At 37.9% G+C, this 15,110-nt stretch carries 10 protein-coding genes; 8 read left to right on the plus strand and 2 right to left on the minus strand.

The window, feature by feature from the left end; genetic code table 11:
• Positions 1-32: 32 nt before the first annotated feature.
• Together M2408_RS21675 and M2408_RS21680 are read right to left on the minus strand one after the other, a co-directional pair.
• Positions 33-677, minus strand: coding sequence for an HAD family hydrolase (locus M2408_RS21675; protein ID WP_259186570.1), 645 nt, complete (start codon positions 675-677; stop codon positions 33-35).
• Between the two features lie 239 nt (positions 678-916).
• The gene (locus M2408_RS21680; RefSeq protein ID WP_259186572.1) at positions 917-2,464 is read right to left on the minus strand and encodes a DNA/RNA non-specific endonuclease; all 1,548 of its coding nucleotides are present in this window, start codon (positions 2,462-2,464) and stop codon (positions 917-919) included.
• Positions 2,465-2,840: 376 nt separating this feature from the next.
• Between M2408_RS21680 and M2408_RS21685 the strand changes: the two genes are divergently transcribed.
• The 8 genes from M2408_RS21685 (at position 2,841) to M2408_RS21720 (ending at position 15,028) form a co-directional block, all read left to right on the plus strand.
• Complete coding sequence (locus M2408_RS21685) at positions 2,841-3,545, plus strand: hypothetical protein (RefSeq protein ID WP_259186573.1); 705 nt, start codon at positions 2,841-2,843, stop codon at positions 3,543-3,545.
• Positions 3,546-3,550: 5 nt separating this feature from the next.
• Positions 3,551-5,527 carry a DUF4836 family protein gene (locus tag M2408_RS21690; RefSeq protein WP_259186576.1) on the plus strand — a complete coding sequence of 659 codons (1,977 nt, stop codon included), beginning with the start codon at positions 3,551-3,553 and terminating at the stop codon, positions 5,525-5,527.
• 184 nt (positions 5,528-5,711) lie between these two features.
• Complete coding sequence (locus M2408_RS21695) at positions 5,712-6,512, plus strand: tyrosine-protein phosphatase (RefSeq protein WP_259186578.1); 801 nt, start codon at positions 5,712-5,714, stop codon at positions 6,510-6,512.
• Between the two features lie 213 nt (positions 6,513-6,725).
• Entirely contained in the window at positions 6,726-8,318 is a 1,593-nt protein-coding gene (locus M2408_RS21700) for a DUF3843 family protein (RefSeq protein WP_259186579.1), read from the plus strand.
• Positions 8,319-8,574: 256 nt separating this feature from the next.
• Complete coding sequence (locus M2408_RS21705) at positions 8,575-9,129, plus strand: RNA polymerase sigma factor (RefSeq protein ID WP_259186582.1); 555 nt, start codon at positions 8,575-8,577, stop codon at positions 9,127-9,129.
• 56 nt (positions 9,130-9,185) lie between these two features.
• Positions 9,186-10,142, plus strand: a complete 957-nt coding sequence (locus M2408_RS21710) for a FecR family protein (protein WP_259186584.1) — start codon at positions 9,186-9,188, stop codon at positions 10,140-10,142.
• Positions 10,143-10,145: 3 nt separating this feature from the next.
• Positions 10,146-13,481 carry a SusC/RagA family TonB-linked outer membrane protein gene (locus M2408_RS21715; RefSeq protein WP_259186585.1) on the plus strand — a complete coding sequence of 1,112 codons (3,336 nt, stop codon included), beginning with the start codon at positions 10,146-10,148 and terminating at the stop codon, positions 13,479-13,481.
• Between the two features lie 17 nt (positions 13,482-13,498).
• Positions 13,499-15,028: a SusD/RagB family nutrient-binding outer membrane lipoprotein gene (locus M2408_RS21720; protein ID WP_259186586.1), complete on the plus strand. Its 1,530-nt coding sequence runs from the start codon at positions 13,499-13,501 to the stop codon at positions 15,026-15,028.
• The last annotated feature ends 82 nt before the right edge of the window (positions 15,029-15,110 follow it).

The raw sequence follows: 15,110 nt of genomic DNA on the forward strand, positions 1-15,110 counted from the left end.
ACCATAGTTGGAATAAAGTTCGGCTTTTTCTTTTATACAATGTTCAGCAATTCCTGCGGAACGTGAATAATATGCTTTGCACCATGCTGCCTCAATTCGGTTTCATCGCGAAACCCCCAGGTTACACCTATAGCAGTCACTCCTGCGTTATTGGCTGTGTCCATATCAACAGAAGAATCGCCTACATAGTAGCAGTTTTCTTTTGCTATCCCTAATGTCCAGAGGGTATCCAGGACAATATCTGGATCAGGTTTGGCCGGATGTCCTGTGCGGTGACCAAGGATCAGATCAAAAGAAATTGTAGGAAAATACTGTTCAATCAATGGGATAACCGCCTCATGATATTTATTGGATGCTACCGAGATGAGGTACCCCGAAGATTTGAGCGTCTGTAGCAGGGAGACAATGCCAGTATAGGCTCGGGTATGGGATATTGTCTGCTCTTCGTAGTAGGTCTTAAATGCCGTTAGTAGTGTTGCAATTATTTCCGTGGTTCGTGCATGTTCGGGAAGGGCCCGTTCGATCAGTTTCTGTACACCATTGCCTACAAATTTCTTATAAGCAGGTAACTGATGTATGGGATAACCATATTGCTGAAGGATTGCGTTGCAGCTGTCTCCAAGATCTTGTAATGTATCCAATAATGTTCCATCCAGATCGAATATTATAAGCTTCATGGGTTAAATCTAATAAAAAACTATGATGGATTGATAGTGCATTTTATGGATGAAATGGTGTTTTTTACAAGAATGTCAAGTTTTTTGACGCATCGCGGCTATACCGGTAAATAAAAAGACAAGACACAATGAATTGTGCCTTGTCTTTTTACTGTGGAGATCTTGGTATTTTAAGGCTTATCAAGCCTTGAGCTACTGTCTTAATCGGAATAAAATAATTCAATTAAGCCGACGATGAATTATTTCCAGATATTGGTGTTGATACTTTCTTTTTTCGTGTTGTCTAAATCTGGAAAAAATGTAAATCCGGTTACTTTTTCCAGATCGCTTACTGTTAGTTTATAATTATTAAAAGTGCTTCCTGAAGGCGGAGTTGTGTTGTCTATTTTATAGGCGATCGTATAGTATTCGTTCCCTTTCTTCATGGCTAGTGCTTTGAAATAGTATTTTGGTTTTGCGATATCTTTTCTGTCGTTGTCCTGTGCAAAGTCGAGCAGATTATCGGTATCTGTCGTGGGCATTGCTCCCGTTACCACATACATGGTGTCACATTGTGCGGTCCAGGTCCTGACCTTTGTTTCCAGGTTTGCCCAAAGACCCTGATTGAGACGGGATGCCTGTGCCGTCATATTGGTAAAATAAAATGTTGTTTTATTGTGGGTAATATTCAGGTTGCGGTCAGCACTAGGTAGCTGATGACCTCTGTCATAGCCCGTTGGTTGAAACCCTTTAAATAGATTTGGTTGGAATGCTGTTGATATAGAAGGATCATATCCCCAAGCATCTGTACGATTGCCAGAGCCTAAAATGCTATTATATAATGGATAAGCTACCCAGTAAGCCATTTTTAGCTTTTTATCATACAACATTGCATAGTTTCTCTGTGTGCTTGCATCAGGAAGAAAGTGCTGTATGAACACTTCATCATTGTTCAAATTGCTCATTTTGGGGATTTCCAGATAGGCTTGTGAATCGCCGATCCCGCCATTTGGTTTACCATTGTCTATTTTGATGTCAAAACTGTAACGATTTCCACCAATTAGGTTTTTCAGATTTTGATGTTGTGGTGTTGTCCATGTATAACTATCGCCATTAGGAGCAATAAATTTAATAGCCTTTCCGGTAATATCCTCTCCGGGAAGGAGAAAGAATTCCACGATAGCTGTTTGGCTGGTATTGGCCGAAACTTTTCCTTGTATATCTTTCTTTTCAGTAAGGTTAACATTCAGTTTTCCAGTTGAGAGATCAAATCCCCCTTGTGTGTGTACCGAAGGTATACTGACGACAATCTGATTGGCTTCTAAACCCGCTGTATTGGTAATGGAAAGATGAATCGCAATCTTGCTCAATTGTCTTACAAAATTGAGTGGGACGGTATTGTTGGTTTTATTTATATTTTCTGCATTGCTGGCATACATGAAATCCAATGCTGACTGGTTTGACTGATCACTCAGATCGATGAGATATTGAAAATCAGTAATGGATTTATAAGGATAATATGCAATGAAATCCACCTGTTCATTTGGTAAAAAGATAGGTGATTTGCTTTGAAATAATGAACCATTAATTGCGAATACATGATTGTTGACAGCATTCACAATTGAGGTTGATGTTAATCGCTGGCCTGATTTGATCATATAAACGCCAATTTGGTCGCCTTTGTCCCAAGAAGTCCCAGTAGCTTTGGTGTTAATTTGGCCAACAATTGTAGGTGTAAATTGTAATGCAGCTTGCTCTATTCTGGACTCATTTTTTTCACATGAATTAAGGGTAAGCAACGTAATCATAAAATAAACTATTCGCCACATTGTATGCTGTGGAACAGTCCTGGACTTGTAAATCATATTGATCGTTAGTGTTTGTTCGCAAAGAGGGGCAAAAGTACCTAAGAAAAGTTGAATTATCCGGGCATAAATATGCCTTTTTGTGCAAGCAAATGCTTTGATAATGCATCTATTTGATTTTTAGATATATTTATTGTGGGTATTGAATACTTTTAAGGAAGAAAACTATTTTAAATAGGTGGAAGGATGGGCGCTAAACATGTTCTTGGATATCGCTTTTTTTTAAAATTTTCCTAAAGTGACGAAAATAGCACAATGTTTGCTGTTAATGCCCGAACATATATTGATTTGATAATTTATTAATCGGTACCGAAAAGAAATGAAGAGAGTTTTTAAATTAAAAGAACCGTTGAATAGGTTTTATGTGGTTATATGTGCATTGTTGATGACTTTTACATTGTCCAGTTGTTTTGACTTTGTTGAACAGATTGACCTTAAACCCAATGGTTCGGGACATATTGCGGCAACATTGAACCTGAGTAAAAGTAAAACAAAGGTATCGTCTTTGATGAAGATGAAAAGCATAAAAGGGATACAGATACCAACGCAGGCCGAGATGGAAAAGGAAATCAAGGCGGCAGTTCAGCTACTCAAGCAAACAAAGGGTATCTCCAATGTTCAGTATCAAACGGATTTCACAAATTTTATTGTAAATATATCCTGTGACTTTAGTCAGATCGAGTCGTTAAATGCTTTTTCGGATATATTGGCTAATCGGTTTAAGACAAAGATATCAAATTCAAATAGATACTATTATAACGCTCAGACCAACGTTTTTGAACGTAAATTTGTCGCCTCGAGCAACTGGAAGACTAAATTTAATCAGTTGGGAAGCGATAATACAACACAGTTTTCGGATGCTTTTTATACACAGATTGTGCGTTTTGAAAAAGCGATAGTGGCTCAGGACAATAGCAAAGCTAAAGTTGCGGGCAATAAGAAGGGCGTGCTATTAAAATTACCGTTTATGGACTTGGTTTATGGTAAGTCTACATTGGCAAATAAAATCACACTAACAAAATAACCTATATGAAATCAAAAATTTTATTGACTGGGCTAGCATGTCTCTCTTTGATGGAGACTGTGAAGTCACAAGATTTAGTCAAGCTCATTCCAGAAGATGCTGAAGTTATTGCAGCATTCAATGTGAAGGAAATTGTTCAGAAGGCGAATGCAAACAAGTTGAATGAGTTGCTTCAGAAAGCTGGTCTGTTCAAGCAAATTGAAAAATCAGGTGCTTCAGTGGGGAATGATATCAAAAACTTGGGTATCGATTTGTCACAAACCTCCTATTTCTATAACAGAAAGACAGACAGCGTGAGTTTTCTCGAGTTTATATTTCCTTTGTCTGATAAAGGGCAATTCGAAAAACTGTTACATGATGTCGGTGAATCTAAACCTTTTGCCAATGGATATTCAAGCATAGGGATGAAGGCTGGGAGTGTGTTGGTTTACAATGACCGTGTGGCACGCTTTATTTCGTCGACAATGAGTACAACTTTTTTCGAAAACGACTCTGTTGCTAATCGGTATGGGATAAAGAAAGTTGCATACATGGCACCTGCGGCTGACGCATATTCTCCCGAACTGGATTCTACAACTGCGGTAGTGGATTCGGCGACGGCAGCAGTGGTGGCGTGGGACGAAGATGAAAAGGTACTGGAGCCACTGTCTCCCCCGGTAATTGTAGAGAGTGTTCCAGATACTGTTGTAGCGCAGGTGGATGCTGTTGATATTGCTGTTGACGCTACTGAAGCAGTGGAAATGCATGATCCAAGTTATTACGATTCGCTTTATACAGAATACGAGAATCAAAATAGAAAAAATGATTCTATACGCAATGCGCTTCGTGATAAGTGGTTGATGGGAGAAGCGACACGTTTGCTATCTGCTTCCTATAAGCCTCTTTCAGTTTCAGATCAGGAAAAAGTTCTCAAAAACTTAGGATTGATCCGCCTATATGTACCACATGTCGAGGAACTCTATCGTGGTCTTATACCTTATAAAACCATTCCTTATCTCTATATGGGGATTAATATGGATAAATTTAAAACCGGATATCAGGACGGAATGCTGGATTTGTTGCAGGATGGAAATGTATTGCGATTAAGAGGCTCTGTGGGATTGGATCGGGATCTTGCTGAAATGTCCAAGCGATTATATGCAAGAAAACCAAATGGAAAATTCAATAAATATCTGACTGATAAAACACTTGGGTTCTTTAACGTTAATATTAATTCAGAAGCCTATTTGCGAGATATGCCTAGTTATACAGCAAAATATTATAGCGGATTATTAGGTCCTCAGCAAGACTTGGTTGAATGGGGATTAATGGCACTTGAAGTTGCATTGGATGAGAAAGCAATTGCCCAAGTAATGCCGGGGGATCATCTATTTGTGGTGAATGGTTTACGCAAGTTCAGAAAGGAATATATTGATTATAGTTATGACGATGATTATAATGCAACGGAGGTAAAGAAGACAAAGGACGAAACTCTACCTGTCTTTATCTGGATGTTTACATCAAAAGATCAGCGTTTGTTTAGAAAAGGATTAGATCTTGCAGTAGCTAAAACCTTTGGTAAAATACAGGATGGCATCTATGCATTCTCATCCAAAAAAGGGTTAGATTTTCCAATGTATGTTCTTCTGAAAGATGATTTGGTGATGGTAAGTAATGATTCTTTGTCTTTGCATGATATCCGTCAAAATAAAACGGCTGGCTCTGCAAATAAAGATTTTATTAAGTTGATGAAGCAAAACAAAATGTCTGCTGCGATTGATTTGCAAAAATTGCCCTCGATGTTAAAAGAGATGGGCGTAAGTCCCGGAAAACAATGGGAGCAAACTGTGGCGCAATTGAATCAATATGGTAGCACAGCAATCACTTCGAAGGGAATTGTGGGCAACCGTATGGAAGCCGAAATATCAACAAAACTGCCAGAGACAAAAGAAGGTGCTATCGGTTATATGATTGATCAGATCCTTCGGGAGATCAGTAAATAAGAAGGTATTGAACTGAGCATCAAACAATTTTATAACCCGATTGTTTGATGCAAAGTTTGTAATATTATGGTTATATTTTTATAATGTTAACCTAATGTTACGCTCTTTTGGACTGATTTGGTATTTTTGTGGTTTATTGTTTATACAATAAAAAGATAACTAAACGATTTATACTTTATATAATATGGGGCTATTTTCAAAACTATTTGGAAACAAAACTCAAGAGTCAAAGATAAAGGTTGTAGGTACACTTGCTTTTTTAGAGGTGGATATGCACAATCATATCCTTCCTGGAATAGATGATGGAAGCCAGTCCATTGAACAATCTATTGATTTGTTGAAAGGCTTGGGAAGAATGGGATTTGAAAAATTTATTTGTACTCCACATATTATGGAGGGTGTGCATCCGAATACAATCCGAACAATTGAGGATGCCAAAGATAAATTAGTAAACGGAATAAAACAACTTCCGAACAGTCCTGGGATCTATCATGCTGCTGAACATATGATAGATGATGGCATTGCGAGGCTGATCGATACGAACGAGCTTTGTGTTATGCCAGGGGGGTATGTGCTTATAGAGATGTCCTATCTACAGGAATCCAAAGCTTTATTTCAAACTATTTTAGATATACAAAGACTGGGCTACCAGCCAATATTAGCACATCCGGAACGGTATAATTACTACCACTATAATTTCAATATGTACAAACAGATCAAAGACGCTGGCTGTATGCTACAATTGAACCTTCTTTCTATCAGTAGATATTATGGCGTTGAGGTGAAATCTGCGGCCTTGACAATGATTAAATCGGGCATGTATGATTTTGTAGGAACAGATGTACATCACAGTCGCCACCTTGCCGCATTGGAGGAGATCGTTGCAAAATATCCGGTCCGTGATCTATTAAAAACATGTAATATTTTGAATCCGACACTTCAGGATCATTTGGAGAGCAATGATAACGTAATCGCTGCTGGATAAAGAAAAGATAAAATTTGCGATACGGAGATGCCCATCAGGCATCTCTTTTTGTTTCTGTTAGGCGGTCCTTTATCCTCATTGAGTTAATTTATCTACGGCAGTTTTGTCTTTTGTTGGCCAGAAAGAATATCTAAATTATTTTCGTCTATGCTTGTATTTTGCAATCATGGAAATTTCGAAAATTTGGCTACTTTTGGATTTAGCATTTTTCATATGAGAGGAAACAAAATTTTTATTCAAGATTGGATTGCACACCATACTTACCAGAAAGCAAACGATATAGATAGTTATTATTTAAAGGTTGCTAATCAGATCAACGATAGTCTATCGACATTGTGGTTTGAAGAGCCAGAGACAAATGACCTCATTCACACTGACGCATTAAAAACATTGAGTATTTATCTCACCTGTTATCTAGAGGATGTGATTGCCAATACAGGGATATTTGCTGCTTTTAGGACCATCCACAAAGAACTATACAACCAGTTTTTGCCTTTCTACAGGGATAATAATCTGACGGATTACTATCCTGAAGATATCAATAACGAAGATGTCGCTGTATTGACCTGGTTATTTTTTAGTGAACGGAATCCACACTTGTTTATTGATCCTCAGGGGCGTTTGATACAATTGGTCACAGATCTAACCTATGCTATTTTGGAGGAACATTATGAAGTGGCACCTGAAAACCCAAAATTAAAATCAGAATATTCATTAGATGAAAATGCGAATTATTTTGATGTTCGTAACTTTATCGAAAAACTTGTCGCAACAAACTACCTGACAGCGGGAGAATATAACACCAATCTTAACCACTTGATGCAGGTGGCGGAATTGGGAAGATATCAACATGATCAAGCTCAATTGCAACAAATGATTTATCGTGTTCGTGATAATCATTTTAACAATTATAGGCTACATTTATTTGCCCTTAAATCTTCCGAATTTGCTGCAGAGGTGGTGGGTAAGGAACATGGTTTGTATAGCTCTGTCAGAACGCTGGGTAATCGCATCCATAGTTTTTTTGAATACGTAAAGACAGATGAACAGTTTGTCCATGTAAAACATATTGGCACAAAAACAGCATTCAAGATTTACAAAGATTCGATTCAGGAATTTGCGGAGCCTTCTGCCATATTATCTTTTTATATGGAAATCGTTCCTTGGAAAGATGCTTGGAATTTGTCAGGAATTATGACAGTGGTCAATCCGGAAGAAGTGAATTTTGATCTACCAGAACAATATGAAATGACTTACCGTATTGAAGCGATGAACGGCAAGGACAAGAGCCTGAAAAAAACAGAAAAGCAATTGAAAGATATGGGGGAATTATTCCAGTCTGAGCAAAAGGCTGCTGTAGCTTTTATGGAGGGACGGGAAGTAAAAGAATTTGCAAATGAATTCTTTCAAAGATATCAGCAAAAATATCCAAGCAAGGAGGAATCGCCACTGCCAGAATCGAATTTGGAACTTACAGCAGATGCTAAAGTAACCGTTTTCTTCAATCCAAAGACAGGATTAGAGGTATTTGGCGGAATAGAAGAATTTTTCCCATTGAAACATAATCCTTTTATTGAAAAGGAAGAAAAGGGAACTGAAGCAGATGTGCCTTATGCGCGTTATTTCTTGAATCTTTTGGTAGAAGATTTTTTTCCTAGCGAATTGCCAAAGTACTATGCTAACTTATTCAAAACGGAGGTAGATAAACAATTCTTCTTCCCATTAGAAGAGCCTATACTGGATTTTTTCCTGCGTTTCTATAAAAGGGGGAGTTACTTTTTAGGACCCTTTCCGCTCATAAAATAATAGCTTTCTATTAAACGCATATAATTTTTTAATCCCATTGGAATCTACAATGGGATTTTTTATTGACCTTGCAAAATTGCTTTTAACAATCCATCTGGAAGGAGCTATTCTGAAGTTTAATTTAATGTAAACTAATTGTAGCTAAATTGTTGTATCCATATCAGGAGAGAACAAGCTTTGATTTATGATGTACATTCATTCAGATATTTTGGAAAATTCTACCTAAACTTGTAGGGTCAATTATAAGTGATGAAGGATGCCTATTGAAAATAACAACATTCCGGATTTTAAAAATTTCTTTTTGTCTTATAAAGATAAGGTGTATAAATATGCCTTGTTACATCTGAAAGAAGAAGATACTTCCGCCGATTTGGTTCAGGAAGCATTTTCTCGTATCTGGAAAAAGTGGGGAGAATTAGATGGAAATAAGAATCCTCAGTCTTATTTATACACAATTGCTAAGAATCTTGTATTTGACGAATTAAGGAAGCAGAAAGTACGGGTTCAATTTAAACTTGATAGAATTGATGGTTCCAAACAAGTGGACAATTCAAATGAAGAATCCATCCGTTTTAAAGACTTGGAACGCGTCTATCGTGAGGCAATTGAAAAGCTTCCTAAGGCTCGCCTAGAAATATTCCTTTTGAGTAAAGAAGAATTTTTGGATAATCAGGAAATTGCCGACCGCTTGGGCATTTCTGTCAATACAGTCCGCGATCAATTGGTCAAGGGAAACAAGTTTGTACGTCAATATATCCTGGATAATTTTGAGATTTCAACAGCCCTGTTGATCTTCTTAACTATTTTTTAGTGTAGCGTCGTCTTATCGTCTTTTAGATACGTATATGTATTTAAATGATGGCAAAGATGATGGATCCCAAACTAGCTGCACTATACCGAAAATACTTACTGGGGGAATTAACCCCACAGGAAAACACTATATTTTTAGATTTACTGACTTCTTGCGATAAAGATGATTTGCCCGATTTGGAGGAGATAATCGCGTTGGATGATAGTACCTTTGATTTAGATAATTCTATATCAGATGATATTTTTTATGCGATTACGGGGGCTGAATTAAAATCTAAGGTGAGACCTATTTGGAGACGGTCAAGGACGCTAATGGGTATTGCAGCGACGATGTTGCTAGTTGGTTTTGCCTTTTTGTTCTCACTTGTTTTTAATCCGGTACCAAAAGATCTAAACTTCGTGGCGATTCAATATTATAACCCGACTAAATTTGTCAAACGTGTTGTTTTAGAGGATGGTACGAAAATCTCCTTGCGTCAAGGGGCCCGTGTTGTAGTAATGTCTGATTTTGAGACGGATAGCCTGAGAAAAGTAAAATTGTCGGGTGAGGCTTTTTTTGAGGTTGCTAAGAATCCCCACAAGGCTTTTGTCATAGTCAATTCAGGTGATTTTGATGTACGGGTTTTAGGGACTGCATTCAATCTGACATGTTCTCCCCAACAGACACGTTTGGTTTTAAATCATGGGAAAGTTCAGGTTAAACATGACCAACAACATTCTATTATCCTTCCTGGCCAACAAGTAGATTATGATATGCATCATAAGCAATTCAATGTAATTGCGATTGATACCATGACAGCTTCCAATTGGAAAAGTGACTTTTTATCATTCAATCAAGTCCCACTTTCGCAGATTGTAGGGGACCTCAATAATCTCTATCCAACATATAATTTGGAATTGATTGATTCCTTTCAAACAGAAAGTTTTACAGGTTATCTGCCTGCAAACGATCTTGAAAAATCTTTGAAAATTCTCAATACCGCATTTAATCAAACAATTATCCATAAAAAGTAATTTATGAAAAGAACCAATTACTATTTAAAACTTATGGGAGGAGCACTGCTATTTCAGTCTTTAGCACTTCAAAGCATGGCCGCCCAATTTTCTGCAAGTGAAGGGATAGGAAAAATCCTTACGCGAATGGAGCAGAAATTCAATGTTAAATTTGGTTATGATGCGTCAATATCTAATCAGAAGATTAATGAGCGAGCTGACATTGGTCATCTCAAAAAAGATCAGATTGTCCAGTTCATACAGACGATTTCAAATGGAAATCTTGAGGTAAAAAAAATTGATGACAAACTTTATGTTGTTTCTAAACGGATTAATGGCGACGAAAAAGTTGGAGTTGTTATTTCTGTGGATACTCAAAAAGAAATTCATGGTAAAGTTGTGGATCAGGAAACGGGCCAGCCTATTGCTGGTGTTACCATTCGTGTGAAAGGGGGATCCGCAACGGCGACAAGTAATGAAGACGGTAATTTTAGATTACAAGGAATATCAAGCGCTGGAGTCTTACTCATTTCTTATATCGGTTATGAAACAAAGGAAGTCACCGTTGCTGGAGCTGGATTAATTAAATTGTCGAAATCATCAGAGTCTTTGGAGGAAGTGGTTGTAACAGCCTTGGGTATTAAGCGAGAGCAAAAGGCACTCGGTTACGCGACACAGAGTATCAAAGGTGATGATTTAACTCGTGTAAAGGGGGTTGATGTCGGAACAACACTGACGGGGCGTGTCTCTGGGGTTAGGGTTCTGAACAGTACCGAATTTAATAGCACTCCACAGATTCAGGTTAGAGGACTGACGCCTATTTTGGTTATAGATGGTGTGGCATATGAAAATCTGACATTACGTGATGTCCCCGTGGACAATATAGAAGATATGACTGTTCTGAAAGGAGCCACTGCCACAGCCTTATATGGAAGTATGGGAGCTGGAGGAGCAATTATGATTACCACAAAAAAGGGGCTTGCTGAAAAAGGAACCGAAATTGCTGTAAATAGTAACAATATGTTTTTTTCTGGATATTTAGCTCTTCCAGAGGTACAACATGGTTACTCATCAGGTGAAGGCGGGAAATTCAATAATGACGATTATGTTTGGGGAGATAAGTTGGATATCGGGCGTACTGCCAAACAATGGAACCCATTGACAAAACAATTGGAAGATATGGAATTGTTGTCCAGAGGGAAGGACAATTTTAAAAATTTCCTCGAACCGGGTTTTATTTCCAACAATTCTATCAGCTTTACGAATCAGGGTGAACATGGGAGTATTCGTACGTCAATAAACCATATTTATAATAAGGGACAGTATCCTAATCAGAAGTTAAACATGACCAATATGTCTGTTGCTGGACAGACAAAAATAAGCGACCGTGTCGATATCGAAACAAGATTGGCTTATAATCGGCGTTCGGCAACAAGTAACTTCGGAGCTGGATATAATGATCAAGGATATATCTATAATATTCTAGTATGGACTGGTCCGGAATATAATCTGTCGGACTATAAAGACTATTGGCTGATCAAAGATCAATCGCAAAATTGGATGTATAAAGCTTGGTATGATAATCCTTATTTGACAGCATATGAAAAAGTTACTCCCGAATCGGTCAATAAGATTAATGCTGCCCTAACATTGAACTATAAGGTTTCGGATTGGGGAAAGCTTATGGTACGCTCTGGTTACGATTACTATGGACAGAAGAGAGAACAACGTAATCCAATGGGCATTTACGGTACACGTGGCGGTTACGCTGGCTTTGATAGTAAAGGCAAGTATTGGACTCAAAATCAAGATGGTTTTAGCACAACAAATGATGCAATCTTTACCGCAAAGAAAAAGATCGGTGACTTTGGCTTTGACGGTTTGCTGGGTGGAGCTATCTTTTATCGACGCGATAATACAATAACTGCCTCAACAGTGAATGGTTTATCGATTCCTGGATTTTACTCATTGCGTAATTCAATTGATCCTGTATCTGCAGTGGAAAGTAAGACAAAAGAAATGGTGAATAGTGTATATGGTCGTCTATCTTTGTCATGGCGAAATGCCGTCTTTGTCGAGGCAACTGGGCGTAACGATTGGTCGTCGGCATTATCTAAAGCACATCGTTCGTATTTTTATCCTTCCTTTTCTAGTAGTGTAGTTGTGAGTGATCTCCTCGCATCGAAACCAACTTGGCTCGATATGTTTAAGGTACGTGGTTCTTGGGCAATAACGAAAACCGTACCCTCTCCCTATGAAATTAACCAGGCCTTTTCTATTAGTAACAATGTATGGGATGGATTACCAACAGCTTCTTATCCCAATTCAATTAAAGACTATTCGATATCGCCAACACAGCGTGATTTGACGGAATTTGGTTTTGATTTTGCTGTATTGAAGAATCGTTTTTACGGTAATTATACTCGTTATTTTCGGCTATTGCACAATGTTACAACATATGCAACGATATCAGGATCATCTGGTTACACATCACGATTGATTAATACGCAAGAGGAAAAAATGACGAAAGGTCATGAGATCACTTTAGGAACTACAGCTATAAAAAAAGAGAATTTTCAATGGGATATTATCCTAAATATATCTCAAAACTTAGAGTACTTCCATAAACTCGATCCTACCTATTCCGCTGATGCCCTATATGTGAAAGAAGGCGCTCGTACCGATTATATTACCGTTAAGGACTGGGAACGATCTCCCGATGGACAAATTGTGAACAATGCCTCCGGGATGCCTATATCTGCAAAGTATGCGGCTCAGTTATTTGGTTATACAGCACCTAAATGGTTTGGAGGATTGACAAATCAATTTCGTTATAAAGATTTCTCCCTGTCTTTAAGCCTTGATGGGCGGATTAAGGGAATGTCCTATTCGGGGATGAATGCGCGTTTATGGCAGACTGGTGCACACCCAGATTCGGATAATTCGTATCGGTACGAAGAAGTTGTCAATGGAAATCGAACTTTCGTTGCTCCCGGTGTAAAAATTGTTTCTGGTGCAGTTACTTATGATAAGTATGGACAAATTGCCGAAGATACACGAGTTTTTGCACCTAATGATAAAGTTGTTTCTTATGAAACTTACTGGAAGTCTGGGTATTCTGGTCGACAAAATTATTGGGATGAAACATTTATTAAACTTCGAGAATTATCACTTAACTATCGTGTGCCTGAGCGGATCGCATCGAAATTTAAAGCGAAACGTGCTAGTGTAGGTGTTACAGGACAGAATCTTTTACTATGGACAAAGGAGTATCGTTTTTCGGACCCTGATGTTGGATCGGAGGATTTAAACTCACCGTCAATGCGTTACATAGGCTTTAATCTAAATGTTACTTTCTAATGATTACCGAAATTAAGATGAAAATGAAAAAATTGGGTATATATATAGCGATTGGAGCGTTGATCTCGTCTACGAGTTGTTCTAAATTTGACGAGATAAATACAAATCCAGAAACACCTGTGCAAGTCAATTCTTCGATGTTGGCTACACGAATTATTCTAAATTTGGCTAACCAACCTAGCCAAAAGTCCTTTATGCAACCATATCTGTTAACGAAAGAGATCGCCTGGACTGAATTGGTAGAAGGATTTCAATACAACGGATTTGGCGAGGGGGCCATATCAATGAATGCAATTAATGATGCTCATTTTATGGGCCAATATGCAGCAACAGATGTCTTGGCAAACGCATACAATGGATTGATGTATTTTGCAAGGGCAGTTAAATTTTACGAAGCAACAATGAGTGTGGGAGATATACCCTACAAAGAAGCACTAAAAGGTGAATCGGATAAACTTTACTTTCCAAAATATGATAGCCAAAAAGAGGTTTTTCTCGGCATATTGGACGAACTGGAAAAGGCGGATCAGTTGTTTGCAAGCGGAGCAAAATTTGCTGGGGATCCCATGTACGGTGGTGATGTCACTAAATGGAGAAAGTTGGTGAATAGTTTTGCCTTAAATGTTTTGATTCAATTGAGTAAAAAAGAATCAGATACAGACTTAAATATAAAGGGACGTTTTCAGTCAATTTTATCAAACAAGCCGATTTTTACTGGTAATGCTGATAATTTTCAATTGATTCGATCTGACAAAAGCGGACAAACCTATCCTTTTTATAAAATCAGTAATAGCTTTGTGATTTATCCAGTTGTCTCAACCGAAATTATAGACCGTTTGAAACAGTATCAAGACAGACGTTTGTTTTTTTATGCAAATCCTTCAGCTTTACAGATTAGCAGTGGAAAACAGATGAATGAATTTGATGCTTATGTGGGAATTGATCCTTCCTTGGCTTTTGGTGATATCGCAGATTTAAAAAAGAAGAATGACTATTCCAAATTAAATGACCGATATACAGAGTTGGTAAGTGGAGAGCCTACACAGCAATTTTCATATGCACATTTATGTTTCATAATCGCTGAAGCAAGCTCACGAGGTTGGATAGCAGAGTCCGCTGTCAACTGGTATAAAAAGGGAATTGAAGCTTCAATGAAATTTATTGCAGATAATACACCCAATATTACACAATACACCCATAATATGCCAATGGATGCGACTTATATCGCCAATGCTATAACAGCTTATGGAAATCAGTTCCCTGTTAGCAAAGAAGCACAGATAGAAGCGATCATGACACAAAAATATTTGGCCAGTTTTTTACAAGGAAGGATAAATCCCTACTATGATTACCGTCGTACAGGATATCCGAAATGGAAAATAAATCCAGCATCAAGTTTAAATGCTGATGATCCGACCAAAATCCCAATCCGCTGGCGTTATCCTGCAAGTGAATATAATTATAATGGAAGTAATATTGATGCGGCATTGGCGAATCAATATGGTGGAAAAGATGAAATCAATCAACTGATGTGGATCTTAAAATAGGTAATACTTTGATCTGTTGAATTATTATCGTAAAAACTATCCCTGCGCATGAGATCAATCGTGTGCGGGGATTTTTGTTAAA

It is taken from the genome of Sphingobacterium sp. BIGb0165, from assembly GCF_024810095.1.
GTDB lineage: Bacteria > Bacteroidota > Bacteroidia > Sphingobacteriales > Sphingobacteriaceae > Sphingobacterium > Sphingobacterium detergens.